Source organism: Micromonospora sp. NBC_00860 (genome assembly GCF_045207375.1).
In the GTDB taxonomy this organism is placed as follows: domain Bacteria; phylum Actinomycetota; class Actinomycetes; order Mycobacteriales; family Micromonosporaceae; genus Micromonospora; species Micromonospora vinacea.
This window is the reverse complement of record NZ_CP108825.1, coordinates 5501109-5527793: the sequence shown is the minus strand read 5'-3', so window position 1 is coordinate 5527793 and position 26685 is coordinate 5501109. Positions and strand designations below refer to the sequence as shown.

The 26685-nt window shown below is 71.8% G+C and carries 25 protein-coding genes; 12 read left to right on the top strand and 13 right to left on the bottom strand.

Annotated features, from left to right (window positions below; translation table 11 throughout):
* Nucleotides 1–71 precede the first annotated feature (71 nt).
* The 3 genes from OH804_RS25385 to OH804_RS25375 form a co-directional block, all read right to left on the bottom strand.
* A complete protein-coding gene (locus OH804_RS25385; protein WP_196920799.1) occupies nucleotides 72–1319 on the bottom strand; it encodes an RNA polymerase sigma factor in 1248 nt (415 codons plus the stop codon).
* The gene (locus OH804_RS25380; protein WP_231393387.1) at nucleotides 1316–1672 is read right to left on the bottom strand and encodes a YciI family protein; all 357 of its coding nucleotides are present in this window, start codon (nucleotides 1670–1672) and stop codon (nucleotides 1316–1318) included. Before OH804_RS25380 ends, OH804_RS25385 begins: the two co-directional genes overlap by 4 nt.
* 147 nt (nucleotides 1673–1819) lie before the next feature.
* Nucleotides 1820–3082 (bottom strand): DUF2786 domain-containing protein, encoded by a 1263-nt coding sequence (locus OH804_RS25375; RefSeq protein ID WP_406059967.1) that lies wholly within the window; start codon nucleotides 3080–3082, stop codon nucleotides 1820–1822.
* 186 nt (nucleotides 3083–3268) lie between these two features.
* Here OH804_RS25375 and OH804_RS25370 point away from each other — a divergent pair, with 186 nt between their 5' ends.
* Together OH804_RS25370 and OH804_RS25365 are read left to right on the top strand one after the other, a co-directional pair.
* Nucleotides 3269–3751: a DUF2243 domain-containing protein gene (locus OH804_RS25370; protein ID WP_196920802.1), complete on the top strand. Its 483-nt coding sequence runs from the start codon at nucleotides 3269–3271 to the stop codon at nucleotides 3749–3751.
* Nucleotides 3748–4617 (top strand): cytochrome c oxidase assembly protein, encoded by an 870-nt coding sequence (locus OH804_RS25365; protein WP_406059965.1) that lies wholly within the window; start codon nucleotides 3748–3750, stop codon nucleotides 4615–4617. The genes OH804_RS25370 and OH804_RS25365 overlap by 4 nt, the downstream gene beginning before the upstream one ends.
* Here OH804_RS25365 and OH804_RS25360 read toward each other — a convergent pair whose 3' ends face one another.
* The 5 genes from OH804_RS25360 to OH804_RS25340 form a co-directional block, all read right to left on the bottom strand.
* Nucleotides 4618–4893 (bottom strand): hypothetical protein, encoded by a 276-nt coding sequence (locus OH804_RS25360; protein ID WP_196920804.1) that lies wholly within the window; start codon nucleotides 4891–4893, stop codon nucleotides 4618–4620.
* A gap of 73 nt (nucleotides 4894–4966) precedes the next feature.
* Nucleotides 4967–6088, bottom strand: coding sequence for a CaiB/BaiF CoA transferase family protein (locus tag OH804_RS25355; RefSeq protein WP_406059963.1), 1122 nt, complete (start codon nucleotides 6086–6088; stop codon nucleotides 4967–4969).
* Nucleotides 6085–8250 carry a 3-hydroxyacyl-CoA dehydrogenase NAD-binding domain-containing protein gene (locus OH804_RS25350; protein ID WP_196920806.1) on the bottom strand — a complete coding sequence of 722 codons (2166 nt, stop codon included), beginning with the start codon at nucleotides 8248–8250 and terminating at the stop codon, nucleotides 6085–6087. The genes OH804_RS25355 and OH804_RS25350 overlap by 4 nt, the downstream gene beginning before the upstream one ends.
* 14 nt (nucleotides 8251–8264) lie before the next feature.
* On the bottom strand, nucleotides 8265–9479 hold the full coding sequence (locus tag OH804_RS25345; RefSeq protein WP_406059961.1) for an acetyl-CoA C-acetyltransferase: 1215 nt from the start codon (nucleotides 9477–9479) through the stop codon (nucleotides 8265–8267).
* The gene (locus tag OH804_RS25340) at nucleotides 9469–10635 is read right to left on the bottom strand and encodes an acyl-CoA dehydrogenase family protein (protein ID WP_406059959.1); all 1167 of its coding nucleotides are present in this window, start codon (nucleotides 10633–10635) and stop codon (nucleotides 9469–9471) included. The genes OH804_RS25345 and OH804_RS25340 overlap by 11 nt, the downstream gene beginning before the upstream one ends.
* Before the next feature lie 497 nt (nucleotides 10636–11132).
* Here OH804_RS25340 and OH804_RS25335 point away from each other — a divergent pair, with 497 nt between their 5' ends.
* A complete protein-coding gene (locus OH804_RS25335) occupies nucleotides 11133–11795 on the top strand; it encodes a TetR/AcrR family transcriptional regulator (protein WP_196920809.1) in 663 nt (220 codons plus the stop codon).
* Between the two features lie 40 nt (nucleotides 11796–11835).
* Here OH804_RS25335 and OH804_RS25330 read toward each other — a convergent pair whose 3' ends face one another.
* Complete coding sequence (locus OH804_RS25330) at nucleotides 11836–12225, bottom strand: hypothetical protein (protein ID WP_406059956.1); 390 nt, start codon at nucleotides 12223–12225, stop codon at nucleotides 11836–11838.
* A gap of 79 nt (nucleotides 12226–12304) precedes the next feature.
* Here OH804_RS25330 and OH804_RS25325 point away from each other — a divergent pair, with 79 nt between their 5' ends.
* Nucleotides 12305–12769, top strand: a complete 465-nt coding sequence (locus OH804_RS25325) for a MarR family winged helix-turn-helix transcriptional regulator (protein WP_196920811.1) — start codon at nucleotides 12305–12307, stop codon at nucleotides 12767–12769.
* Nucleotides 12770–12800: 31 nt separating this feature from the next.
* On the opposite strand, the gene OH804_RS25320 is transcribed toward OH804_RS25325, so the two are convergent.
* The gene (locus tag OH804_RS25320) at nucleotides 12801–13607 is read right to left on the bottom strand and encodes a zf-HC2 domain-containing protein (RefSeq protein ID WP_406059954.1); all 807 of its coding nucleotides are present in this window, start codon (nucleotides 13605–13607) and stop codon (nucleotides 12801–12803) included.
* Between the two features lie 72 nt (nucleotides 13608–13679).
* Here OH804_RS25320 and OH804_RS25315 point away from each other — a divergent pair, with 72 nt between their 5' ends.
* The 8 genes from OH804_RS25315 to OH804_RS25280 all read left to right on the top strand — a co-directional run bounded on the left by OH804_RS25315 (nucleotide 13680) and on the right by OH804_RS25280 (nucleotide 25408).
* On the top strand, nucleotides 13680–14720 hold the full coding sequence (locus tag OH804_RS25315; RefSeq protein WP_366630630.1) for an SAM-dependent methyltransferase: 1041 nt from the start codon (nucleotides 13680–13682) through the stop codon (nucleotides 14718–14720).
* A 433-nt stretch (nucleotides 14721–15153) separates the two neighbouring features.
* The gene (gene kdpF / locus OH804_RS25310) at nucleotides 15154–15243 is read left to right on the top strand and encodes a K(+)-transporting ATPase subunit F (protein ID WP_036410889.1); all 90 of its coding nucleotides are present in this window, start codon (nucleotides 15154–15156) and stop codon (nucleotides 15241–15243) included.
* Entirely contained in the window at nucleotides 15243–16898 is a 1656-nt protein-coding gene (kdpA, locus tag OH804_RS25305) for a potassium-transporting ATPase subunit KdpA (protein ID WP_196920814.1), read from the top strand. The genes kdpF and kdpA overlap by 1 nt, the downstream gene beginning before the upstream one ends.
* Nucleotides 16899–16918: 20 nt before the next feature.
* Nucleotides 16919–19114 carry a potassium-transporting ATPase subunit KdpB gene (gene kdpB / locus OH804_RS25300; protein ID WP_196920815.1) on the top strand — a complete coding sequence of 732 codons (2196 nt, stop codon included), beginning with the start codon at nucleotides 16919–16921 and terminating at the stop codon, nucleotides 19112–19114.
* The gene (locus OH804_RS25295) at nucleotides 19114–19995 is read left to right on the top strand and encodes a potassium-transporting ATPase subunit C (RefSeq protein WP_196920816.1); all 882 of its coding nucleotides are present in this window, start codon (nucleotides 19114–19116) and stop codon (nucleotides 19993–19995) included. Before kdpB ends, OH804_RS25295 begins: the two co-directional genes overlap by 1 nt.
* Nucleotides 19996–20068: 73 nt before the next feature.
* Complete coding sequence (locus OH804_RS25290) at nucleotides 20069–22618, top strand: DUF4118 domain-containing protein (protein ID WP_196920817.1); 2550 nt, start codon at nucleotides 20069–20071, stop codon at nucleotides 22616–22618.
* A complete protein-coding gene (locus tag OH804_RS25285; protein ID WP_196920818.1) occupies nucleotides 22615–23295 on the top strand; it encodes a response regulator in 681 nt (226 codons plus the stop codon). The genes OH804_RS25290 and OH804_RS25285 overlap by 4 nt, the downstream gene beginning before the upstream one ends.
* Nucleotides 23296–23398: 103 nt before the next feature.
* The gene (locus tag OH804_RS25280; protein WP_406059949.1) at nucleotides 23399–25408 is read left to right on the top strand and encodes an FAD-dependent oxidoreductase; all 2010 of its coding nucleotides are present in this window, start codon (nucleotides 23399–23401) and stop codon (nucleotides 25406–25408) included.
* On the opposite strand, the gene OH804_RS25275 is transcribed toward OH804_RS25280, so the two are convergent.
* The 3 genes from OH804_RS25275 to OH804_RS25265 are packed head-to-tail and all read right to left on the bottom strand — an operon-like array spanning nucleotide 25309 to nucleotide 26671.
* A complete protein-coding gene (locus OH804_RS25275) occupies nucleotides 25309–25764 on the bottom strand; it encodes an SAV_915 family protein (RefSeq protein WP_406059947.1) in 456 nt (151 codons plus the stop codon). The two genes, OH804_RS25280 and OH804_RS25275, sit on opposite strands and share 100 nt — an antisense overlap.
* Nucleotides 25761–26264 (bottom strand): universal stress protein, encoded by a 504-nt coding sequence (locus tag OH804_RS25270; protein ID WP_406059945.1) that lies wholly within the window; start codon nucleotides 26262–26264, stop codon nucleotides 25761–25763. The genes OH804_RS25275 and OH804_RS25270 overlap by 4 nt, the downstream gene beginning before the upstream one ends.
* Nucleotides 26261–26671, bottom strand: a complete 411-nt coding sequence (locus OH804_RS25265; RefSeq protein WP_196920822.1) for a hypothetical protein — start codon at nucleotides 26669–26671, stop codon at nucleotides 26261–26263. The genes OH804_RS25270 and OH804_RS25265 overlap by 4 nt, the downstream gene beginning before the upstream one ends.
* Between the last annotated feature and the right edge of the window lie 14 nt (nucleotides 26672–26685).

Sequence of the window (26685 nt, the reverse complement as noted above, 5' to 3'; positions counted from 1 at the left end):
CACGACTGTGACCGCGACCCGAGCAATGCGCAAAGATTGTTGCCGAAACGGCAAGGAGGTGGTCCTCACTCCTACCCGGTCAGCCGGGCCGCCCGCACCTCCAGGTACCGCTGCTCGGGCCGGCTGGTGGTGCCCCGCGCCGCGGCCAGGTAGGCCTCCCGCGCCGCGCCGACATCCCCGGCCAGCTCCAACAGGTGACCCCGGACGGCGGCCAGCCGGTGGTGTCCGGCCGTGCGTTCGTCGAGATCCAACGGCGTGAGCAGGGCCAGCCCGGCCCGGGGCCCGTCGACCATGGCCACCGCCACCGCCTGGTTGAGGGTGACCATCGGGTTCGGCGCGATCCGCGCCAGCAGCCGGTAGAGCGCGACGATCTGCCGCCAGTCCGTCTCCGCCGCGGTCGACGCCTCGGCGTGCACAGCGGCGATCGCCGCCTGGAGCTGGTACGGGCCGGGCGGCGACCAGGTCAGCGCCTCGGTGATCAGCGCGACCCCCTCCGCGATGGCGGCGGCGTCCCACCGGGAGCGGTCCTGCTCGGCCAGCGGCACCAACTCCCCGTCCGGCCCCACCCGGGCCGCCCGGTGCGCGTCGGTCAGCAGCATCAGCGCCAGCAGCCCGGTCACCTCGCCGTCGTCGGGCAGCAGCCCGCGCAGGATGCGAGCCAGCCGGATCGCCTCGCCGGTCAGCTCCGCCCGGCGCAGGTCCGGGCCACTGGACGCGGTGTAGCCCTCATTGAAGATCAGGTAGAGCACCCGCAGCACCGTTCCCAGCCGCTCGTCCCGCTCGGCCGGCCCGGGCATGGTGAACCGGGCTCCGGCGGCCTCGATCCGCTGCTTGGCCCGCCGGATCCGTTGGCTCATCGTCGCCTCGGGCACCAGGTGCGCCCGGGCGATCTGGGCGGTGCTGAGACCGCCTACCGCTCGCAGGGTCAGCGCCACCTGCGCCGACCCGGGCAGCGCCGGGTGGCAGCAGAGGAACAGCAGCGTGAGGGTGTCGTCGTCGGCCGGAACGGCGGGCTCCGCGTCCGCCGCCGGCACCACCCCGGCGTACGCCGGCTCGCGCCGCGCCACCGCCAGCTCGCGGTCCCGGCGCGCGCTCTCACTGCGCCACTCGTCGGTGAGCCGGCGGGTGGCCACCGTCAGCAACCAGGCGCGAGGATTGTCGGGTACGCCCTGGCCGGGCCACTGCGTCGCGGCGGCGAGCAGCGCCTCCTGGACCGCGTCCTCGCACCTGTCGAACTGTCCGTGCCGGCGGACCAGCAGGCCGAGGACCTGCGGCGCGAACGTGCGCAGCAGGTCCTCGACCGTCCGGTCCCCGGTCACATCTCCGTCCCGGCCTCGTCCATGATCGGGCGGACCTCCATCGCGCCGCCGTACCGGACGTCCGGCCAGCGGGCGGCGATCTCGGCGGCCCGCTGCGGGCTGTCGCAGTCGACGGCCAGGTAACCGGCGAACTGCTCCTTGCTCTCCATGAACGGGCCGTCGAGAACCTCGGGGTTGCCGTCCACGAGCCGGACCGTCAACGTCTGCGACGGATTGGCCAGCGCCTGGCCGCCGATCAGCTCGCCGGTCTCGGTCAGCTCCTTCATGATCTCGTCGACCTCACCGAAGAGGGCGGTGCGGTCCTGCTCGCTCAGCTCCTCGGTGAAGCCGGGCCGGTTCCAGATCAGCAGCATGTACTTCACGGCGATGCTCCTCAGGCTCTGGTCGCACCCCGATCGGGGCGCGACTCACCGGAGGGTCGGAGCCGTTCCCCCGATCCCTACCGCGTACCGAAGAAAATCGCAGAAACGTCCGCCGGGGGTGGTCCCACGCCGGGTGGTTCAGCGCGGATCGGGTCGGCCGGGCACCTGTCGGGGCTTCCGGCCACCGCCGACGTCCAGCGACGCCCGGTCGGCGGCCGACGTGCCGGACGACCAGCCTTCCGCGTCGCGCACGCTGAGCCGGTGCCGGGTGACGCCGGGAAAGAGCGTGTCCAGCCGTTCCCGGACCGCCTCGCCCCGCGCCGCGAGCACCGGCAACAGCCGTTCCGTCCCTACCGTCTCGGCCGTCGCCTGGTCCGCCGCGTCGGTCGCCGCCTCGGTGGCCGCCCGCAGCCGCTCGCCGATCCGCAGCGCGAACGCGTTGAGGAACGACTCGTCCCAGACCTTCGTCCGCCGCCCCGACCCCGGCCGCCGCTCGGCACGCCCCCGCAGCATCGCCGCCGTGGCCTGCACCAGCAGGGACGTGTAGAGCAACTCCACAGCCACCAGATCGGCCGGCCAGCCCAGCACCGTGGCGAAGCCGAGATCGTCGGACCAGACCGCCTCGCACCGGTTGGCCGCCGCCACCTCCTGCACGAGCAGCGCCTTCGCGCCCGCGTACGGGGTGTCGGTGCTCAGGCGTACCCCGCCGGGCAGGTCCCCGCGTTCCGACCCGGCGGCCAGCAGCGCCTCGTCGATGCTGTGCCGGGCGATCAGCTCCTGGGCCTTCCCGGTCAGCGCCTCCGCCTCCGCCGGGAAGGTGGTCGACTCGGCCTTGGCCAGCAGCGCCCGTACCCGGTCCAGCATCGGCGACCCGCTGCGAGCCGAGCCTGCCGTGCGGGGCAGCGCCGCGCCGCTCGTGCCCGGCGGTGGGCGCAGCACAGCGATCGGCGGCAGGCTCTCCACCAGCGCGAGAGTGTCCACGGCCGCGCGGAGCGCGTCGGCCCGGTCCAGGCCCTCCCGACTGGCCCAGCCGGCGAGCACGTTCCGGTCGGCACCAGTCTCGGTGGCCGCCAGATCGCGTAGCTGGTCGTCCCACCAGGCCGGGACCGGCTCGGCCTGGTCGCGCCGCTGGGCGGCCATCGCGGCGCGGACCAGCCGGGCCGCGCGGGCGTCGAGCCGCCGACTGGTGATCCGGTCCACGTCGACCGGCTGCCAGCCGCGCGGCCAGAGCCGGCCCAGGCCGCGGACCAGGCGACGCAGCAGCGCGGCGTCCACCGCAGTGGTGCCGTCCGCGGCGCCGGTGCCGACCATCAGTTGGTCCAGCTGCCGTTCGGCCTGCCGTACGTCAGTGCCGCGCACCGCCGCGAGCGCGTTGGCGACGAGTTCGTCCGCGTCCGGCACGGGCACCTCCTTCTCGGGATCTGGCTGTCGCTGCCCCTCCAGGCTCCATGATCATGCCGTCAGTGGCCCGGAAGTCACGAAACGGGGATGTGACCGGCCCAGTGGGCCTTCCCGGCGCTGTGACCCGGCATGTTTCATGCGCTTCGGGGTATTTCCGACCTGATCCAACTGACTGCGAGGTGTGTGGTGGTCGATTCGAGCCTGCCGAGGGCACCTACCGCCGACGTCCGTTCCTCCACCCTCGTTGGCGTCCTGATCGGCATCGCGATCATGGCCGCGGTCGACGAGATCGTCTTCCACCAGCTGCTCGCCTGGCACCACTTCTACGACCGCTCCACCCCCTCGGTGGCGTTGCTCTCGGACGGGCTGCTGCACGCCGCCGAGGTGACCGCCCTGGTCGGCGGGTTCTTCTGGTTCGCCGACCTGCGTCGACGGAGCGCCCTCTCGAGCCGGCTGGCCTGGGGCGGCTTCCTGCTCGGCGCCGGAGGATTCCAGCTCTTCGACGGTGTGGTCGACCACAAGGTGCTCCGGCTGCACCAGATCCGCTACGGCGTACACCTGCTGCCGTACGACGTGCTGTGGATCGCGTCCGGCGCGGTGCTGCTGCTGGCGGGCGTCGTTGTCCTGTGGTGGGCCCGGTCCCGCCGGCCCGGCGCCGGCCCCCGATGACGGTGGCCGGGCCGCTGGCGCACGCCGGGCACGGTGCGGCCGGCCCGGCCTGGTTCCCGCTCTTCCCGGTCGCGTTGCTGGCGGTCGGCTACGTGCTGGCCGCCGTCCGCGACCCACGGGGCTGGGACCACCGGCGCACCGCATCCTGGCTGGTCGGCTGCGCCCTGCTGGCGGTCGCCGTCGGGCCGCCGGCCCAACTCGCCGACGACCCGCGCGGGCACGTGGCGCAGCACCTGCTGCTCGGCATGCTGGCCCCGCTGGGGCTGGTGCTCGCCGCCCCGGTGACGCTGCTGCTGCGGGTCGCGCCGCCGCCGGTACGCCGGGCGGTCGGCCGGCTGCTGCGCGCCCGCCCGCTGCACCTGCTCGCCCACCCGGTCACCGCCGCGCTGCTGACCACCGGCGGGTTGGCGTTGGTGCTGCTCACCCCGCTGTACGCGGAGGCCGAACGGCAACCCGTCCTGCACCACGCCGTGCACCTGCACTACCTGGCCGCCGGGTACCTCTTCGCCTGGTCGTTGGCCGGGCCGGACCCGGCACCGCGCCGCCCGGGACTAGCGGTACGCACCGGTGCGCTCCTCGGCGCGGCGGCCGGCCACGCCGTGCTGGCCAAGTACCTGTACGCAAAGGCCGAAACCCTCCCACCCGGCCTCACCGACCGGGACCCGGAAGCATTCCGCTCAGCCGCCCAACTCATGTACTACGGCGGCGACCTGGCCGAGCTGCTCCTGGCGGCAGCCCTCTTCGCCACCTGGTACCACTCCCGCCGCCCCCGCCCGTCTCCGTCTCCGCCCCCGTCTCCGGCTCCGTCTCCGCTGATCAAGAAGTTTGCGTCACCGGAAGGCGATTCCTTGACGCAAACCTCTTGATCAGCTCGAAGGTGGAGTGGACAGTGCGGCGGAGAGTTGGCGGAAGAACGAGCGGAGCTCGACCTCGCTGTGGTGCGTATCAGCCTGGTCGGTCAGCGGGCCCGGAAAGCGCAGCGCCTGATCCAGCGCCTCCCGCGTCTCGGCGCGGCCCCCCGGGTAGAGCCCGGCGGTGACCCCGTCGGCCACCCGAGTCACCACGGTGTCGTCGAGCACCCGGTCGAACTGAACCCCGTAGAGGATCCCGTTCACGTGGCCCTTCCAACTGTCCGTACCCATCCTCGTCGACTCCCTTGGAAGATCTGGCTGCCGGGTGCTCCCGGTAGAACGGCTCGGCCGTCGATCGTCGAGATCACTGCCAGTTGGCGAGGACCTCCTCGATCGCCACGGCGTCCCGCTCCGGGTCCGGTGCCGGTGCCGGGCGGTCGGCCGGCGTGCGGTCGAAGCGGGGTGCGGGGGCCGGCTGGATCTCGCCGCCCACCTCGACGAACGTGCCCCGGGCCGCGTTGTGCGGATGCCCATGCGCCTCGCTGGGGGCGAGCACCGGCGCGACGCAGGCGTCCAGGTCGGCGAAGACCGCCGTCCACTCGTCCCGGGTGCGCTCGGCGAACCGCTCGGTGAACCGGCGGCGCAGCTCGTCCCAGCCGCTCGGGTCGTACTGGGCGGGCAGGTCCGGGGCGTCGGCGAGGTCGAGGCCGGTGAGGAGTACGGCGTAGAAGGCCGGTTCCATCGCGCCGACCGCCATGAATCCACCGTCGGCGGTGGCGTACGTGTCGTAGAACGGCGCCCCACCGTCGAACATGTTGCGCCCGCGCGGGGCGGCCCACAGGCCGGTGCCGAGCAGCCCGTGCAGGAACGAGGTGAGCAGCGCCGAGCCGTCCACCATCGCCGCGTCGACCACCTGGCCGACGCCGGAGCGCTCCCGCTCCAGCAGGGCGGCCAGCACCCCGACGGCGAGCAGCATGCCGCCGCCGCCGAAGTCGCCGAGCAGGTTCATCGGCGCGTACGGGCGTTCGCCGGCCCGCCCCAGCGGCTCCAACGCTCCGGCCACCGCTATGTAGTCGATGTCGTGCCCGGCCCGGGCTGCCAGCGGGCCGTCCTGGCCCCAGCCGGTCATTCGCGCGTACACCAGTCGGGGGTTGCGGGCCCGGCACACGTCCGGCCCGAAGCCGAGCCGCTCGGCCACCCCGGGCCGGTACGCCTCGACCAGCACGTCCGCGCGTTCGGCGAGGCGCAGCAGGTCGGCCACCCCGGCCGGGGATTTCAGGTCCAGTGCGGTGACCCGCCGTCCGCGTTGCAACGGCCCGCTGGTGGGTGCGGCCAGCCGGCCCGCTCCCGGGGCGCCCGGCCGGTCCACCCGCACCACGTCCGCGCCCAGGTCGGCGAGCACCATGCAGCCGAACGGCGCCGGCGCGAGGCTGGCCAGCTCGACGACCCGTACCCCGGCCAGCGGCCCGCCGCGCGCCGCCGTCACGCGACGTCCGCCGGCTGGGCGGGGCGGTCGGCCGAGGCGGCGAGCCGGTCGACCAGGTCGGTGGGGGGTGTGAACCGGTCGCCATAGCGGTCGGCCAGTTCGGTGGCACGGGCCGCGAAGCCGGCCGGGCCGCCCGCGTACTGCCGGACGTAGCGGATCACCCCTCCCGTCCAGGCGGGGAAGCCGATGCCGAAGATCGAGCCGATGTTGGCGTCGGTCTCGGTGCGCAGCACCCCCTCGTCGAGGCAGCGCAGCGCGTCCAGCGCCTCGGCGAAGAGCATCCGCTCCTGGAGGTCGGTGAACGGCACCGCCCGACCCGCGTCGGTGGTCAGGTCGGCGAGACCGGACCACAACCGGCCCCGGGTGCCGTCGTCGTAGGAGTAGAAGCCGCGCCCGGCGGCACGCCCCGGCCGGTCGTACGCGTCGACCAGCTCGTCCACCAGGCGGTGCGCCGGCAGGGGCCGGAACTCGTCGCTGGCCGCCTCGAACTGGCGGCGGATCCGCTGGATCAGCGTGAGACTGACCTCGTCGGCCAACGCCAGCGGCCCGGTCGGGTAGCCGGCCTGAAGAGCGGCCTGCTCCACCGACGCGGCGGGGACACCCTCGGCGACCATGCCGACCGCCTCGTCGATGAACTGGCCGATCACCCGGCTGGTGAAGAAGCCCCGGCCGTCGTTGACCACGATCGGGGTCTTGCCGATCCGCCGACCCAGGTCGAAGGCCCGAGCCAGTGCCACGTCCCCGGTCCGCTCACCCACCACGATCTCCAGCAACGGCATCCGGTCCACCGGGGAGAAGAAGTGCATGCCGATGAAGTCCGCCGGCCGGTCCACCCCGGTGGCCAGGGCGGTGATCGGCAGGGTGGAGGTGTTGGAGGCGAGCAACGCGTCGGGCGCCAGCACGGGCAGCACCTCGGCGAAGACCTGCTGCTTCAGCGCCGGGTCCTCGAAGACCGCCTCGATGACCGCGTCGCAGCCGGCGAGGGCGTCCACCTGGTCGGTGGTGGTGATCCGGCCCAGCACGGCGCGGGCGTCCGCCTCGGTGGCGCGGCCCTTGCGTACCTTGCGGGCCAGCAACCGTTCGACGTGCTCCCGGGCCCGGCCGGCGGCCTCCGGCGTGACGTCCTTGACCACGACGTCCAACCCGGCGCTGGCGCAGGCGTACGCGATGCCCGCGCCCATCATGCCGGCCCCGAGCACCGCCACCCGGCGTGCCGGTGGGGCCTCCACATCGGCAGGTCGGGCCGCGCCACCGTTGACGGCCTTCAGGTCGAAGAAGAACGCGCCGATCATGTTCTTGGCGACCTGCCCGGTGAGCAGGCCGATCAGGTGCCGGGTCTCCACTGTCAGGGCGGTCTCCAGGTCGACCTGTGCGCCCTCGACGGCGGCGGCCAGGATCGCCTCGGGCGCGGGCAGCCGGGCACCCTTGAGCTGTTTGCGCAGCGTCGCCGGGAAGGCGGGCAGCTGCGCGGCCAGCGAGCGGCTGGCCGGGGTGCCGCCCGGCATCCGATAGTCCGGCCGGTCCCACGGCTGTGCCGGGTGCGGGTTCGCCGCGATCCAGGCGCGGGCGTGTTCCAGCAGCTCCGTCGGCGTGGCGACCACCTCGTCGACCAGCCCGGCGGACAGGGCGTCGGCCGGGCGCATCCGCCGGCCGGTGAGCAGCACCGTGGTCAGCGCGCCGGCCAGGCCGAGCATCCGTACGGTCCGGGTGACACCGCCCGCCCCGGGCAGCAGACCCAGGGTCACCTCGGGCAGCCCCAGCCGGCTGTCGGGCGCGTCCAGCGCGATCCGGTGGTGGCAGGCGAGCGCGATCTCCAGGCCACCGCCGAGCGCGGAGCCGTTGACCGCGGCGACCACCGGCCGACCCAGGGTCTCCAGCCGGCGCAGGTCCCGTTTGATGGTGCCGAGCAGGTCGGCCAGCGCGGGCGCGTCGTCCCGGGTGGCCCGGATCATCTCGGGCAGGTCGCCGCCGGCGAAGAACGTCGACTTCGCGCTGGTCACGATGACTCCGGCGAGATCCGGCTCGGCCTCCAGCCGGTCCAGTGCCGCGCTCATCGAGGCGGCGTACGCCCGGTTCATGGTGTTTGCGGACTGGGTGGGGTCGTCCAGGGTGAGCGTGACGATGCCGTCGGCGCCGCGGTCGTACCGGATGGTGTTGGTCATTGTCGTCCTCCGGGTCAGCAGCGCTCGAGAACGGTGGCGACGCCCATGCCGCCGCCGATGCAGAGGGTCACCACGGCGCGGCGCAGGTCGCGGCGCTCCAACTCGTCCAACGCCGTACCGAGCAGCATCGCTCCGGTCGCGCCGAGCGGGTGGCCGAACGCGATCGCGCCGCCGTTGACGTTCACCCGGTCCGGGTCGAGGCCCAGGTCACTGACGTACTTGAGCACCACAGCGGCGAAGGCCTCGTTGATCTCGAACAGGTCGATGTCGTCGACTGTCAGTCCGGCGGCGGCGAGCGCCTTCTGGGTGGCCGGGATCGGCCCGGTCAACATCAGCGTCGGGTCGGCGCCGGTGACCGCCGCGCCGACGATACGGGCGCGCGGGGTGAGGCCGAGGTCCCGGCCCACCTCCTCCGAGCCGATCAGCACCAGCGCGGCGCCGTCCACGATGCCGGACGAGTTGCCCGCGTGGTGGACGTGTTCGATCGCCTCCAACCAGTGGAACTTCTGCAACGCGACAGCGTCGAAGCCGGCCGCTTCGCCCATCGTGGCGAAGGACGGGGTGAGCTTGGCCAGCGCCTCCCGGGTGGTCTGGGGGCGTGGATGCTCGTCGACGGCGAGGATGTCCAGCCCGTTGCCGTCGCGGACCGGCACCACGGAACGGGCGAAGTGCCCACCGGCCCAGGCCTTGGCGGCCCGCTCCTGCGACCGCAACGCGTAGCCGTCCACATCGTCGCGGGTGAAGCCCTCCAGGGTGGCGATCAGGTCCGCGCTGACGCCCTGCGGCACGAACGACGTGGCCAGCGCGGTCTGCGGATCGGTGGCCCAGGCCGCGCCGTCGGAGCCCATCGGCACCCGGGACATCGACTCGACCCCGCCCGCGAGCAGCAGATGTTCCCACCCGGAGCGGATCCGTGCGGCGGCGGAGTTGACCGCCTCCAACCCGGAGGCGCAGAACCGGTTGAGCTGCACCCCGCCCACATGGTCGGGCAGCCCGGCCAGCAGCGCGGCCGCCCGGGCCAGGTCGCCGCCCTGCTCGCCGACCGGGGTCACGATGCCGAGCAGCAGGTCCTCCAGCCGACCCACGTCCAGACCGGGGTTGCGCTCGCGCAACGCGTCGATCAGGCCCACCACCAGGGAGATCGGCTTGACCCCGTGCAACGCGCCGGTGTCCCGGCCGCGTCCGCGCGGGGTGCGGACCGCGTCATAGACGTACGCCTCAGAGGGCACGGGCGATCAACTCCTTCATGATCTCGTTGGTGCCGCCGTAGATCTTCTGGACGCGGGCGTCGGTGTACATCCGGGCGATCGGGTACTCCGTCGTGTAGCCGTAGCCGCCGAAGAGCTGAAGGCACCTGTCGACGACCTCGCACTGCCCGTCGGTGAGCCACGACTTCGCCATCGCCGCGGTGGACACGTCCAGGTCGCCGCGCGTGTGCCGGACGATGCAGTCGTCCAGGAAGACCCGGCTGACCCGGGCGCGCGTGGCGCACTCCGCGAGCACCATCCGGGTGTTCTGGTGACCCATCAGGGTCTTGCCGAAGGCGGTGCGCTCCTTGGCGTACGCGACGGTCAGTGCCACCGCCCGTTCCATGGCCGCGACCGCGCCGACGCCGATGACCAGCCGTTCCTGCGGGAGTTGCTGCATGAGCTGGATGAAGCCCAGCCCCTCGGCGCCGCCGAGCAGGTTCGCCGCCGGCACCCGGAACTCGTCGAAGAACAACTCAGCGGTGTCGTTGGCGTGCAGCCCGATCTTGGACAGCAGTCGACCCCGGCGGAAGCCCTCCGGGTCGCCACCCACCTCGCAGACCAGCAGCGAGACGCCGGCCGCCCGCTGCTCGGGGTCCGTCTTCACGGCCACGATGACCAGGTCGGCCAGCCCGCCGTTGGTGATGAACGTCTTCGCGCCGGTGACCAGGTAGTCGTCACCGTCACGGACCGCCCGGGTCCGCATCGCCTGAAGGTCCGAACCACCGTCCGGCTCGGTCATCGCGATCGCACCGACCAGCTCGCCGCTGCACAGGCCGGGCAGCCAGCGCCGCTTCTGCTCCTCGCTGCCGTACGCCACCAGGTAACCGGTGACGATGCCACTGTGGACGGCCAGGCCGAGGCTGCTCTCCCCGGAGTACGCCTGCTCGTGCAGCAGCACCGCCTCGTGCGTGAACCCGCCGCCCCCACCGCCGTACTCCTCCGGGACCGACAGGCCGAGCAACCCCAGCTCACCGGCGCGCCTGTAGTGCTCGCGGTCCGGATGGCCCTGCGTCAGCAGGCGCTCGGCGTGCGGCAACACCTCCTTGGTGAAGAAGGTGCGGGCCAGGTCGGCCAGGTCGTCGTGCTCCGGCTCGCGCCAGGGTGAGGGGGAGCCGTCGGGCGGGGGGGTCGGCATGTGCATCACCCTCGCGCGCTGTTGGCAGCATGTCAATAAGTCGTGATCAGCTCCCGCGCCCCGGTGGCCGGGCGCACGTCGGGGGGTCGGCAACCGCAGCCCGGGACCGCCGGGCCTGGCCCGGTGCGCCAGCACGAGATCGTGCGGCCCTGGCCCGGGCATCGTCGATCAGGGAGTTGTGGTGCGCGTGGCCGTGTACGCGGAGATCTTGGACAGTTTCCGTTACGAGCTAACGAAAAGTGTGAGATCTCGCGCTGTTGTGAGGCGTGCGCCGTGCTCGGCGCGGGGCTGTGTAGGCGGATCAATCGTGCACGCGGCGCTCTACTCCGAGGGGTCCAACCTGCGACACCTCGGCCGACACGTGGTTCGGCGTCGCCGGGGCGGGCGGTGATCACTTGATGCTGAGTAGCTCAGAGGCAGCTCTGACGACTGCTGAGCATCAAGTGATCAGGTGAGGAGCGGCGGTTGGTCGGTGAGCTGTCGATAGGGTCGGGCAGGTGACTGTCGAAACGGCTCCGCGCCGCCGCCGTTTGGAGCCGGACGCCCGGCGTGGGCAGATCCTGGCCTGCGCGGTCCGGCTGTTCGGTGAGCGCCCGTACGCGGATGTGTCGACCACCGACGTCGCCCGCGAGGCAGGCGTCGCTCGCGGCCTGGTCAACCACTACTTCGGGGCGAAGAAGGACCTCTACCTGGAGGTCGTCCGGGTCATGGTGACCATCCCCGAGGTTGCCCTGGAGCGTCTGCCCAAGGGTGATCTCCGAACCCGGATCGACGCCAGTGTCACCTGGTTCCTCGACGTGGTGTCCCGGCACAGCACCTCGTGGCTGGCGGCGGTCACCGCTCGGGGGATGGGCGGCGACGCCGACGTGGAGCGGGTGCTGGCCGAGGCCGAGGAGGTCGCGGCGGACCGGATGCTGGTCGCTGTCGGGCTGGCCGGCGAGGCGGAGCACCGCGAGGAGTTGCGCGGGATGGTCCGGGCGTACGGCGGGCTGGCCACGTCGACCGCCCGCGAGTGGCTCCAGCGTGGCGCGCTGACCCGCGCCCAGGTGCACCTGCTGCTCACCACGACCCTGCTGACCATCGTCGAACAGGTCATCCCGCAGGTCCTCGCAAGGGGCGAACCGGCCCCGCCAGCGCCTGCGCGATCGAATCGCCATTGACGGAACCCACGTTCTGCCGTGGCCGCACCAGCGCAGGGCTTCAGGCTGGTGCGGCGGCGGGGGACGCTTCGCGGAGGTGCAGGACGATGGCGATGGTCAGGATGACGATGGCGATCGGGTCGAACACCAGCGAGATGAGGTTCATGTCGGCCCGCATGCCGACGTCGACGACGGTCAGGGCGAGAAACACCGACTTGGTGATGATGGCGGTCGCCGCCGCTGGCACTCTGGCCGGCAGGTGGAAGGCTCCCCAGATGACGGCCGCGCCAAGGGCTGCCTGCAGCACACCCCGGTGCTGGAGCAGCGCAGTGGTCATGCGGTCGGGGTCGGCCAATCCATAGCTGCTGGTCAGCAGTTGCGGCCAGAACAGGGCAAGTGCGGGCGTCGCGGTGATCACGCCGACGATGGTGAGGATGACGCGCATCTTCATTCGACTCTCCTAGTGAGGTCGGCTCGCTGATCGTCAGCGTAGCTGATAATCAGCTCAGCGGAAGACTAGGCTGTGGCTTATGCGCTCATCCGAAACCATCTCCTCTGCCACGGGGTACCTGCTGCTGAAGTTGGCCAACCTCGCCAGCACCCGGATGGAAGAGGCGCTCCTGCCCTTCCGCCTACGCGGCCGGGACCTGCGAGTGCTGGCCTTCGTCCAGGACGGGGAGTTGTCCCAGCGCGACCTGTGTGAGCGAACCGGACTCGACCGCACCACGATGGTCGCGGTCATCGACGAACTCGAGCGCAACGGATACGTCCGGCGCGAGCGCAGCCCCAACGACCGCCGTAAACAGTTCATAAACGTCACCACCGACGGCCGCACCATCTTGTCGGAAGCCCTCACGGCGATGCGCCGGACCGAGGACGACTTCCTCGCTCCCCTCGGCGAGGACGACCGGCGCCAACTGCACCGACAGTTGTCAGTGCTCTACGCGGCCCATGATCCCCGGTGCCACACCGACGAGACCAGGCCCACGGCCTGAGCGCACGCCGGCTGGTCGAGGCTGCCGGAGATCAGGCGGCGCGGCGCCCGCCGGCCTGGTCGCTACGCGTGGCATGCCCGCCCTGCGCCGCAGGGGCGGCGAAACGGTCGGCGGCCTGCGCCGGATAGGACTCGGGGCGAACCACCCGCAGTGGCCGGTCCACCTCGTCGGCCCCGAACCGCCAGCGGGACGGTGTGGGCTGCCGCTGCGGGGCTGGCCCACCGGGGCGCAGCCCGGGCCGGGACAGCAGCACGGTGATCAGGTAGCCGACCACCAGGAAGCCGTGGCTGATCAGCCGTTCCCCGCCCACCGAACCGGTGGCCAGGTCGTTGACCGACAGCAGCAGCAGCGTGCCGACGAACGCGCTGAGCATCGGCAGCAGCCCGGCGGGTGGGCTGCGACGCAGCGCCACGAACAGGAAGCCCGCGCCGACGGCCACGTTCCACGCCGCCGACTCGTGCCACAGGTGCTGGCCGGTGGGGTGCAGGTGGTCGGCGGTCGAGCCCCGGCCCACCTGGGCCAGGCCGAGCACCAGTTGCACCGCGCCGAGCAGCCCGAGCGCCGACCGCAGGCCGGCGACGAGTGGGCCACGTCTGCGCCGCCACCACGACTGATGGGCCGGCGCCGCCGCGGCGGCGGCCAGGATCGCCGCCGTCCGGTCGGGCACCTCAACGACCAATCGGGTACGAACCCGACGGGTCACCGTGGCCGCCGCCGTGAACCAGGCCCGGCACTCGGCGCACCCGTCGAGGTGCCCCTGCACCGCCGTCAGTTCGGCGGCGGTCTCCTCCCCGTCCAGCTGCGCGGACAGGACCTCCCGCCACTGCTCACACCCCATGTATCGGTAGTCGCTCCGGCAGCCGCTCCGGTTCCCGGCGACCGTGACTGGTTGTGGAATACTCGCCGGATCATGACGCGTTACGGCCTGCTGATCCTGCCCGCCACCAACCGGGTGTACGCCCGTGCCGCCGTGGACCTCACCCGGGCCGAGCTGGAGATCTTCGGCCGTTCGGCGCTGGACGGCCGGATCGGCGAGCTGGACACCGAGGTCGTCGGCGGAGCGTCCTACGTCACCTTCAGTGGCGACGGGCTGACCGAGCGGGACCTGGCCGTCCTGGGCAATCTCTCCGCCGGGTACGCGCTCTTCGAGATCGTCGGTGAGCTGCTGCGGCCGATCGAGTGGAGCCGGCTGGACCGCTACGACGACGATCTGCTCACCATCCAGAAGTACCCGGGCAAGACCAACGAGCAGTTCACCAAGCTGCTGCTCAACGTCACTCTGCTCGCCTCGGACTGGGCCACCGAGATGACCAGCCGCCGGTTTCGGGTGCTCGACCCGCTCTGTGGTCGGGGCACCACCCTCAACCAGGCGCTGATGTACGGCTTCGACGCCGCCGGGATCGAGCGCGATCAGAAGGACGTCGAGGCGTACCGGGCGTTCATCACCACCTGGCTGAAGCAGAAGCGGGTCAAGCACCGGGTGCTGGAGTCGGGGCCGGTGCGGCGGGAGCGCAAGGTGGTCGGCCGACGGGTGCGGATCGAGCTGGCGCCGACCCGCGAGGAGCACAAGGCCGGCCAGACGCAGTTGCTGGACGTGGTCAACGCCGACACCGCCCGGTCGGCGGAGTTCTTCCGCCCGGAGACCGTGGACCTGGTCGTCGCCGACGCGCCGTACGGCGTGCAGCACGGCAGTCGTACCGCTGGGCAGGGGTTGGCCCGCGACCCGCTGGCGTTGCTAGCGGACGCCGCGCCGGTCTGGGCCCGGTTGTTGCGCCCCGGCGGTGCGCTCGGGATCTCCTGGAACACCCACGTCGCCAGCCGGGACGACGCGGCGGCGGCGTTGGCCGACGCCGGCCTGACCGTTGTCGACGCCGAGCCCTACCGCGCGCTGCGGCACCGGGTGGACCAGTCGATCATGCGGGACGTGTTGGTGGCCCGCCGCCCGGCCTGAACGGCCTCGCACCTGCGCCCTCGCCGCGCCATGCGCCACCCGTCCGGGTCGCGCATGGTCGCTGTCGCGTGTCCTTTGCTCTGCACCCGCCGAGGCGCCAGCTACCGACAGTGACTGTCGCCTCCGCGGGTGCAGAGCAAAGGGCCGACAACCGGTTGTGAACCCGCGGGGCGCCAGAGGGTTTGTGCCGTATTTCACCTGTTCAGTGGGCAGGTGTGAAAACCACGTCAAGAAAAGGTTCGCCCCCGTCATGGTCGCGTTATGACCCCTGCCGTCCGGCTGGTGGTGGGGCTTTGATTGCCCGGCGCGACCGGAAGGCGGTCGCGACGAACCTTTCCGGCTGAGGAGTCAGCGTGTCTGACGTGGTGTTCGTGGTCCTGACGGTGGCGCTGTTCGCGGTGCTCGCCCTGGTGGTCCGGGCGGTGGAGAAGCTGTGAACGCGGTAAACGCCGTCGGTCTGGTGCTCGCGGTCGTCCTGGGCGCGTTCCTGGTGTTCGCCCTGCTGTTTCCGGAGCGCTTCTGATGACCATGACAACAGCGGGCGTCATCTTCGTGTTGACGCTGGTGGCGGCCCTCGTCGCCGTCTACAAGCCGTTCGGCGACTACATGTTCCGGGCGGTCTCCGGCACGAAGCAGTCGCGGGTCGAGCGGGGCATCTTCCGACTGGTCGGGGTCAACCCGGCCGCCGAGCAGACCTGGGGCGTGTACGCCCGCAGCGTGCTGGCGTTCTCCGCGGTTTCGATCCTGTTCCTGTACCTGTTCCAGCGGGTGCAGAACCACCTGTGGCTGTCGCTGGGCCTCGACCCGGTGGTGCCGCACGGCGCGTGGAACACGGCAGTGTCGTTCGTGACCAACACCAACTGGCAGTGGTACTCGGGTGAGTCGACGATGGGCCACCTGGTGCAGATGGCCGGGCTGGCTGTGCAGAACTTCGCCTCGGCGGCGGTCGGCATCGCGGTGGCGGTCGCGCTGGTACGCGGCTTCGCCCGCAGCCGCACCGGGCAACTCGGCAATTTCTGGGTCGACCTGACCCGGATCGTGCTGCGGATCCTGCTGCCGATCGCCGTGCTCGGCGCCATCGTGTTGATGATCGGCGGGGTGGTGCAGAACCTGTCCGCCGGCACCGACGTGAGCACGCTGACCGGCGGCACCCAGACCATCACCGGTGGTCCGGTCGCCAGCCAGGAAGTGATCAAGGAGCTGGGCACCAACGGCGGCGGCTTCTACAACGTCAACAGCGCCCACCCGTTCGAGAACCCCACCACCTGGACGAACTGGCTGGAGATCTTCCTGCTCCTGCTGATCCCGTTCAGCCTGCCCCGGGTCTTCGGCAGGATGGTCGGGCAGAACCGGCAGGGCTACGCCATCGCCGCGGTGATGGGCATCCTCGCGTTCCTCAGCGTCGCCATCACCAACATCTTCGAGCTGACCGGTCACGGCACTGTGCCGCAGGCGGTCGGTGCGGCGATGGAGGGCAAGGAGGTGCGGTTCGACGTGTCGAACTCGGCCACCTTCGCCGCCGCCACCACGCTCACCTCGACCGGTGCGGTGAACTCGTTCCACGACTCGTTCACCTCCCTCGGCGGCATGATGACGATGGTCAACATGATGCTCGGCGAGGTCGCGCCGGGCGGAACCGGTTCGGGGCTGTACGGCCTGCTCATCCTCGCGGTGATCACGGTGTTCGTGGCCGGGCTGATGGTGGGCCGCACCCCGGAGTACCTGGGCAAGAAGATCAGCTCGCGTGAGATCAAGTTCGCCTCGCTCTACTTCCTGATCACGCCGATCCTGGTGCTCGTCGGTACGGCGGCGGCGTTCGGCACCGGCAACAACTCCACGGCCCTCAACGTCGGCCCGCACGGCCTCTCCGAGGTGCTGTACGCGTTCACGTCGGCCAGCAACAACAACGGTTCCGCCTTCGCCGGCATCACGGTCAACACCACCTGGTGGAACACCGCCCTCGGGTTGTGCATGCTGCTGGGCCGGTTCCTGCCGATCATCTTCGTGCTCGCGTTGGCCGGCTCGCTGGCCCGCCAGGCACCCACCCCCGCGTCCGAGGGCACCCTGCCGACCCACCGACCGCTGTTCATCGGCATGGTCGTCGGCGTCACAGTGGTCCTCGTCGCGCTGACCTTCCTGCCCGCGCTCGCGCTCGGCCCGCTGGCAGAGGGGCTCTGACCATCATGAGGAACGAGGACATGTCCGTCACGTCCGCCCCAACAGAGCAACTCCCCGGCACACCCGCCACCCAGGGCAACCGGATCGGCGGGGGCCTGCTCGACCCCAAGCAGTTGATCCGGTCCCTGCCGGACGCGGTACGCAAGCTCAACCCCACCACGCTGTGGCGCAACCCGGTGATGCTGATCGTGGAGGTCGGCGCGGCCTTCACCACCGTCCTGGCGGTGATCGACCCGTCGGTGTTCGCCTGGGCGATCACCATCTGGCTCTGGCTGACGGTGGTCTTCGCCAACCTGGCCGAGGCGGTCGCCGAAGGCCGGGGCAAGGCCCAGGCCGCGACCCTGCGGCAGGCGAAGAAGGACACCATCGCCACCCGGCTGATCGACTGGAAGCCGGGCGCGCGGGCCAACACCTACCGTGACGAGGCGGTGCCCGCGCCGGAACTGCGTCAGGGCGACGTCGTGCTCGTCGAGGCGGGCGGCATCATCCCCGGCGACGGCGACATCGTCGAGGGCATCGCCAGCGTCGACGAGTCGGCGATCACCGGCGAGTCGGCCCCGGTCATCCGGGAGTCCGGCGGCGACCGCAGCGCGGTCACCGGCGGCACCAAGGTGCTCTCCGACCGGATCATCGTGCAGATCACCCAGAAGCCGGGGGAGAGCTTCATCGACCGGATGATCGCCCTGGTCGAGGGTGCCAACCGGCAGAAGACGCCGAACGAGATCGCGCTGAACATCCTGCTGGCGGCGCTCACTGTCATCTTCCTGCTGGCAGTGGTCACCCTCCAGCCGCTGGCCATCTTCTCCAAGGCGTACCAGGCGGCCGCGCCGGACAGCGGCGCGATCACCGACTCCGGTGTCACCGGCGTGGTGCTGATCTCGCTGCTGGTCTGCCTGATCCCCACCACCATCGGCGCGCTGCTCTCCGCCATCGGCATCGCCGGCATGGACCGGCTGGTGCAACGCAACGTGCTGGCCATGAGCGGTCGGGCCGTCGAGGCGGCCGGTGACGTCAACACCCTGCTGCTGGACAAGACCGGCACCATCACGCTGGGCAACCGGCAGGCCGCCGAGTTCGTACCTGTCGAGGGGGTCGACGCCGCGACAGTGGCCGACGCCGCGCAGCTGTCCAGCCTGGCCGACGAGACCCCGGAGGGGCGCTCGGTGGTGGTGCTGGCGAAGAACGAGTTCGGACTGCGCGAGCGTGAGCCCGGCGTGATGCCGCACGCCACCTTCGTACCGTTCACCGCGCAGACCCGGATGAGCGGCGTCGACCTCACCCCGGACGGCAGCGTGGACGGCGGCGCGGTGGGCACGGCCCGCCGGGTCCGCAAGGGCGCCGCCGCCGCGGTGATGAAGTGGGTACGGGAGAACGGCGGCCACCCGACCGAGCAGGTCGGCGAGATCGTGGACGGGATCAGCAGCACCGGCGGTACCCCGCTTGTGGTCGCCGAGCACGTCGACGGTGAGCCGGCCCGCGCGCTGGGCGTCATCCACCTCAAGGACGTGGTCAAGTCCGGCATGCGGGAGCGGTTCGACGAGATGCGCCGGATGGGCATCCGGACCGTGATGATCACCGGCGACAACCCGCGTACCGCGAAGGCGATCGCCGACGAGGCCGGGGTGGACGACTTCCTGGCCGAGGCCACGCCCGAGGACAAGCTCGCGCTGATCAAGCGGGAGCAGGAGGGTGGCCGGCTGGTCGCGATGACCGGCGACGGCACCAACGACGCGCCGGCGCTCGCCCAGGCGGACGTCGGGGTGGCGATGAACACTGGTACGTCGGCCGCCAAGGAGGCCGGCAACATGGTCGACCTCGACTCCGACCCGACCAAGCTGATCGAGATCGTGGAGATCGGCAAGCAGTTGCTGATCACCCGTGGCGCGCTGACCACGTTCAGCATCGCCAACGACATCGCGAAGTACTTCGCGATCATCCCGGCCATGTTCGCCGGCCTCTACCCGAGCCTGGACGCGCTGAACATCATGCGGTTGTCCAGCCCGGAGTCGGCGATCCTGTCCGCTGTCATCTTCAACGCCCTGGTGATCATCGCGCTGATCCCGCTCGCCCTGCGGGGCGTGCGGTACCGGCCGGCCGCCGCGTCGAAGCTGCTCAGCCGCAACCTGCTGGTGTACGGGCTGGGCGGCATCATCGTGCCGTTCATCGGGATCAAGCTCATCGACCTGCTCATCCAGTTCATCCCGGGGATTTCGTGATGCGCCTACCCACCTGGATCGCCCAACACCTCGCCGCGCTGCGCGCCGTACTCGTCTTCACGGTGCTGCTCGGCCTGGTCTACCCGCTGGCCCTGGTAGCGGTTGGTCAGCTGCCCGGCCTCAACCACAAGACCGACGGCTCGTTGATCTCCTCGGGCGGGACGACTGTCGGCAGCGGCCTGATCGGCCAGTCCTTCACCGATGCGGACGGCAACCCCGTCGCCCGGTACTTCCAGTCCCGCCCCTCCGCCGCCGGCGACGGCTACGACCCGACCTCCACCTCGGCCAGCAACCTGGGCCCGGAGAGCGTCGTCGACACCATCGCCACCGACCCGGAGGAGTCCAGCGAGAGCCTGCTCACCCAGGTGTGCGGGCGCAGCAAGTCGGTCGGCGAACTCAACAGCGTCGACGGCCGACGTCCGTACTGCACCGACGACGGGGTGGGTGCCGTGCTCGCGGTCTTCCGCGCCAACGGTCTGACCGGCCCGGTCACCCGGGTGGTCAGCGTCAACCAGGCCGCCCCGGCCATGCCGTTCGTCTCCTCGTACGAGGGGGTGTCGGTGGAGCCGGCCCAGCCCGGCGAGGACTACGTGGCAGCCGGCGGGGTGGTCACCCCGATCCGGGGCGACGCGCCCGCCGACCCGGCGGTGCCCGCCGACGCGGTCACCGCCAGCGCCAGCGGTCTCGACCCGCAGATCAGCCCGGCGTACGCCGAGTTGCAGGTGAACCGGGTCGCGCGGGAGCGCGGCGCGGACCCGGCGGCGGTCCGCAAGCTGGTCAAGGAGCACACCAGCGGGCGTGGGCTGGGCTTCATGGGTGAGCCCGGCGTCAACGTGCTGGAGCTCAACCTCGCCCTCGACAAGCAGTTCGCCGCACGCTGAGCACCATCGCGGGCGGGGCCGTGCCGACCGGGCGCGGCCCCGCCCGCCGATCTGACCAGGGAGGATGGTCCCCGTGCCACGCGGAGAACTGCGCATCTATCTCGGGGCCGCCCCCGGCGTCGGCAAGACGTACGCCATGTTGGAGGAGGCCCAGCGGCGGGCCGCGCGCGGCACCGACGTGGTGATCGGTTTCGTGGAGACCCACGGCCGCCAGCACACCGCCGCGATGCTCGCTGACCTGGAGCAGGTGCCCCGCCGCACGATGGAGTACCGGGGCGTCGAGTTCACCGAGATGGACCTGGACGCGGTGCTGGCCCGCCGGCCGGAGATCGCTGTGGTCGACGAGTTGGCGCACACGAACGTGCCCGGTTCCCGGCACGAGAAGCGCTGGCAGGACGTCCAGGAGTTGCTCGACGCCGGGATCGACGTGTTGTCCACCGTCAACGTGCAGCACCTGGAGTCGGTCAACGACGTCGTCGCGCAGATCACCGGCACCACCCAGCGGGAGACCGTGCCGGACGAGATCGTCCGCGCCGCCGAGCAGGTCGAGCTTGTCGACATGACCCCGGAGGCGCTGCGCCGGCGGATGGCGCACGGCAACATCTACCGACCCGACAAGATCGACGCCGCGTTGGGCAACTACTTCCGGGTCGGCAACCTCACCGCGCTCCGCGAGCTGGCGCTGCTCTGGCTGGCCGACAAGGTCGACGAGCAGCTCGACCGGTACCGCAGCCAGCAGGGCATCGCGGCCACCTGGGAGGCCCGGGAACGGGTCGTGGTCGCGCTGACCGGTGGCCCGGAGGGCGAGACGCTGATCCGCCGAGCGGCCCGGGTCGCGGCCCGCAGCAAGGGCGCCGACCTGCTCGCCGTGCATGTGGCCCGCAGCGACGGCCTGGCCGGCGCCGACCCGGCCCAACTGGCCCGGCAACGGGTGCTGGTGGAGAGCCTGGGTGGCACGTACCACCAGGTGCTCGGCACCGATGTGCCGGCCGCGCTGCTCGACTTCGCCCAGGGTGTCAACGCCACCCAGTTGGTGCTCGGCGCCAGCCGGCGGGGCCGCTTCGCGCAGATCTTCTCCCGGGGTGTCGGGGTGACCACCACCGCGCTCTCCGGGGCGATCGACGTGCACCTGGTCACCCACAAGGAGGCCGGAAAGGGCCGCCGGGCGGCGGCCGTGCCGGCGGCGCTGTCCCGACGCCGCCGGTTGCTCGGCTTCGGCCTGGCCGTGCTGGGCATGCCGCTGCTCACAGTGCTGCTGAAGGCCCTGCCCGACCTGACGCTGACGAACGACATCCTGCTGTTCCTCGCCGGGGTCGTCGGTGTCGCGCTGGTCGGTGGCGTGTGGCCCGCCCTGGTCGCCGCGCTCGGCGGATCGCTGCTGCTCAACTGGTTCTTCACCCCGCCCTTCCGCACGCTGACCATCGCCGAGGCGGACAACCTGCTCGCCCTGGCCGTCTTCGTCGGGGTGGCGTTGGCGGTGAGCTGGATCGTCGACGTGGCGGCCCGGCGTACCCGGGAGGCGGCGCGGGCCGCCGCCGACGCGCAGACCCTCGCCGCCGTCGCCGGTGGTGTGCTGCGCGGCGAACGTCCCCTGCCCGCCCTGCTGGATCAGCTCCGGGAGACCTTCGGGCTGCGCGCGGTGAGCGTGCTGGAGTTGGCCGAGGAGGCCAGCGGGCGCCCGGAGCGGGCCCGCGAGGAGCATGCCTGGTCTGTCGTGGCCAGCGTCGGCGATCAGCCGCCCTGCACACCCGAAAGCGGTGAGACCGCGGTACCGGTCGACGACCGGATCACAGTCGTCCTCTGCGGACGACGCTTGGAGGCCGCCGACCGGCGGATCGTCGAGGCGTTCGCCGCCCAGGCCGCCGTCGCGCTGCGCCAGGAACGGCTCGCCGAGGAGGCCGCCACCGCCCGGCCCCTCGCCGCCGCCGACCGGATGCGCACCGCGCTGCTCGCCGCGGTCAGCCACGACCTGCGTACGCCGTTGGCGTCCGCGAAGGCGGCCGTGACCAGCCTGCGCAGCCACGACATCGAGTTCGACGAGTCCGACCGCGAGGAGTTGCTGGAGACCGCGGAGGAGTCACTGGACCGCCTCGCCCGGCTGGTCGGCAACCTGCTGGACATGAGCCGGCTCCAGGCGGGTGTCCTGGGCATCTCGGCGACCGCGATCGGCCTGGAGGACGCCGTACCCCTGGCGTTGGACGAACTTGGCCCGGCGGCAGCGACCGTCGGCACGGACATCCCGGCCGACCTGCCCGCCGCCACCGCCGACCCGGGCCTGCTGGAACGGGTGCTGGTCAACATCGTCGCCAACGCGCTGCGGTACAGCCCGCCCGGTCAGCCACCCACGATCACCGCCAGCGCCCACGCCGGCCAGGTCGAGCTGCGGGTCATCGACAGGGGGCCGGGCATCCCGGAGGACCAGTGGGAGCACGTCTTCCTGCCGTTCCAGCGCCTCGGTGACCGGGACAACCAGACCGGCGTCGGCCTCGGGCTTGCCCTGTCCCGGGGGTTGGCCGAGGCGATGGGTGGCAGCATCACCCCGGAGACCACCCCCGGTGGTGGGCTCACCATGGTGCTGCGGCTGCCGGCCGCGCCGACCGTCTCGGAGGGGTCGCAGGAATGACGCGCATCCTGGTCGTCGACGACGAACCGCAGATCCTGCGTGCCCTGCGCATCAACCTGCGGGCCCGCCGGTACGACGTGGACGTCGCCGACACCGGGGCCGCCGCGTTGAAGGCCGCAGCCAGCCACCCGCCCGACCTTGTCGTGCTGGATCTCGGCCTGCCCGACATCGACGGCGTGGAGGTGATCCGGGGCCTGCGCGGCTGGACCACCGTGCCGATCATCGTGCTCTCCGGTCGGGCCGGCAGCGAGGACAAGGTCGCGGCGCTCGACGCGGGCGCTGACGACTACGTCACCAAGCCGTTCGGGGTGGAGGAACTGCTGGCCCGCATCCGCGCGGTGACCCGCCGCCTCGGCGGGCCCAGCGAGGCGGCGCCGGCACTGCGGATCGGTCAGCACACGGTCGACCTGGCCGACCACAGCGTGCGGAAGGACGACGGCACCGAGGTCAAGCTGACCCCCATCCAGTGGAGCGTGCTGGAGAAGCTGCTGCGTCACCCCGGCAAGCTGATCAGCCAACGTCAGCTCCTCCAGGACGTGTGGGGGCCGGAATACCAGAACGAGACGAACTACCTGCGGCAGTACCTGGCCCAGCTGCGGCGCAAGCTGGAAGACGACCCGGCCCGCCCCCGGCACCTGATCACCGAGCCGGGAATGGGCTACCGTTACCGGCCGTGACCCGTTGACACCCGCCGGCAGAGATTGAAGAATTTCTGTTTGCAGCGGCAGCGGCGTGCTTCTGTACCGTCCCCTCCACCGGTGACCCCCCGGGAGCCCCGCCGTGTCTCTGCACCTGTCCCGTCGTCGGCTGTTGACCGTCGGCGGCGCCGGCCTCGTCCTGGCCAGCCTCGACGGCCCGTTCCGGGCCGACCCCGCCCGAGCGGCCGTCACCACCGTCGACCTGGTCGTCTACGGCGCCACCTCCGGCGGGCTGGCCGCCGCGATCACCATGCGCCGGCTCGGCCGCACCGCAGTGGTGGTGGAGCCCACCAGCCACGTCGGTGGGTTGAGCACAGCCGGGCTGGGCGCCACCGACACCGGCGTCCAGGCGTCCATCGGCGGGCTGGCCGCCGAGTTCTACCGCCGGGTCCACGTGAAGTACCACGGCGGAACCCTCACGCCGACGTCGCCGCTGCGGATGACCTTCGAACCGCACGTCGCCACCACCGTCTTCGCCGAGATGCTGGCAGAGGCGGACGTTCCGGTGGTCGTCGACGCCCGGCTGAGCGGCATCGGCCGCACCGGCAACCGGATCACCGAGCTGCGTACCGAGGACGGGTCGATCTACCGGGGCGGGATGTTCGTCGACGCCACCTACGAGGGTGACCTGCTGGCCATGGCCGGGGTGGGGTTCACCGTCGGGCGGGAGTCCAACGACACCTACGGCGAGACGATCAACGGGGTGCAGTCGCGCAACACCCACCAGTTCGCCTACCCCGTCGACCCGTACGTCACGGCCGGCTCGCCCGCCAGCGGCCTGCTGCCGGGCATCTCCACCACCCCACTCGCCCCGCCGGGCAGCGGCGACGACCGGATCCAGGCGTACTGCTTCCGGATGTGCCTGACCCAGTCGGCCAACCGGATCCCGTTCGGCAAGCCGCCCGGTTACGACCCGATCCGGTACGAGCTGCTGCTGCGGCACATCCAGGCCGGTTACGCCGGACCGTACTTCACCACCCACTCGATCGGCGGCGGCAAGACCGACTCCAACAACAACGGTGCCGTGTCGACCGACAACATCGGCTTCAACTACGCGTACCCGACGGCGAGCTGGGCGGCTCGGGAGAGCATCATCGCCGAACACCGCACCTACCAGCAGGGCCTGATGTGGTTCCTGGCCAACGACCCCCGACTGCCGGCATCGGTACGCGACTCGACCGCCCGGTGGGGGCTGCCGGTGGACGAGTTCACCAGCACTGACGGCTGGCCACCGATGCTCTACATCCGCGAGGCACGCCGGATGGTCTCCGCGTACGTGATGACCGAGGCCGACTGTCGGGGCCGGGTACGCGCCACCGACTCGGTGGGCCTGGCCAGCTACACGATGGACTCGCACAACTGTCAGCGGGTGGTGGTCAACGGCCGGGTCCGCAACGAGGGGGACGTGCAGATCGGCGTGCCGGCGCCGTACCCGGTGAGCTACCGGGCGATCGTGCCGCACCAGGCGCAGTGCGCCAACCTGCTGGTGCCGGTATGTCTCTCGGCGAGCCACATCGCGTACGGCTCGATCCGGATGGAACCCGTGTTCATGATCCTCGGGCAGGCGGCGGCCACCGCGGCGTCCCTGGCGCTCACCGGGAACCTCGCCGTGCAGGCGGTCTCCGTGCCCGCCCTCCAGGCCCGGCTGCGCCAGGACGGCGGGGTGCTGGAATGGGGCTCCAGCGGCGAGGTGATCCTGGACAACGCGGCGACCGCCGGGATCACCCGGGCCGGGACGTGGGTGCGCAGCAGCAGCACCGGCGGCTACTACGGTCCGGACTACGAGCACGACGGCAACGTCGGCAAGGGGGTCAACCGGCTGCGGTTCCGCCCGTCGCTGCCCACCGCCGGTTCCTGGACGGTGCAGCTGCGCTGGACCGCGCATGCGAACCGGGCGACAAACGTGCCGGTGGACATCGAGCACGCCGACGGGCTGATCACCAAGACGGTCGACCAGCGGCAGGCCGGCGGCCAGTGGGTGCCGCTGGGCACCTATCCGTTCACGGCGGGCACCGGCGGCAGTGTGCTGATCCGTACCGAGGACACCAACGGATACGTGGTAGCCGACGCGGTCCGGCTCGTCCCCGCCTGAACGACGCGAGGCGCCGGGTCGACCCGGTCGAGTGGCGGCGCCACCAGCAGCGGGTCGACCTGGATCCGGTCGATGCCGAGCGGGCGCAGCATGCCCCGCAGCGCGGACTCGCACAGCTCCTCCCAGGGCTGGTCGACGCCCATCGCGGCGACCAGCAGCTCCGGTCGGGTGAAGGCGATGCCCACCCGTTGCCCCTGCGGCGAACGGCCGGTCCGCACCGTCCGCACCAGCCGTCCCGGCAGGTCGCGCACCGGAACGGCGAAGATTATCGGGGCCTCGTCCATTGTCGGGTCGGTCCTTTCCACACGTGTCGCGAGAGCGGCGGTCACCGGCGGCGCCGCCAGGGCACTGGTCAACGGCTGAATCGTTCGAGGTCGCGGGCGAAGCGGCGAATCGTCGCGGCCCGTGCCCAGGTCGGCGCGGGCACAGCGACGACCGGCACGGCCGCACGGGTCACGCAGTACCGGGTGACGTGGCCACGGGACCGGCCGAACCGGCCGCGATCCGGGCTGCCGACGACCAAGAGGTCGGATTCCCGGTGCGCGTGGTCGACCAGCACCTGCCCGGCGTACCCCTGGGTCGCCACCAGCCGCACTGTCACGTCCCGGGGCAGGCCACCGAGCGCCGCGTCGAAGACGCCGCGCAGGTAGGCCAGGGCCGCCCGGTCGCACTCGTCCTGCCACCGCCAGGTCAGGGTGCCGGGCCGCCACGTCGGCGCGAAGACCCAGGCGCGGACGGCGTCCAGTTGCGCGCCGTCGCGGCGGGCCAGTTCCATCGCCCGGCGCAGCGCCTGCACCCCGGCGAACGAGCGGTCGACTCCCACCACGATCCGGTGGGCACCGGCGCGGCGGTTCATGCGGCGGACCCCACCCACGCCGGGGCGACCTTCGGGGTACGCGGGTCGGCCGGCGTGGTCAGGTCGAGCGCGCGCAGGATGTAGTTGGCCTCCGCCACCTCCACCCCGGCGCGCAGGCGCAGGTCGGCCACGGCGCGGTGCAGCACGGTGATGCTGTCGGCGGAGAGGCGGACCACGGCGTCGACGTCGGCGGCGATCCACCACGCCGCGACCGCGCACGGCTCGTGCCGCAGGTACTCCACCAGGTGACTACCGGGCGCGGACGGGCCGAGCCGGACGCTGACCAGCGCCTCGTGCCGCCGCTCCGGCTCGTCCGCTCTGGTCGCGGGCTCGCCGGGGTCGCTGGCCGTGTCGGTGCGGGGTGGCGGCTCGCCGCGTTCCCAGCGTGTCATCCGCCAAGGACTCATGGACCCATCGTCAC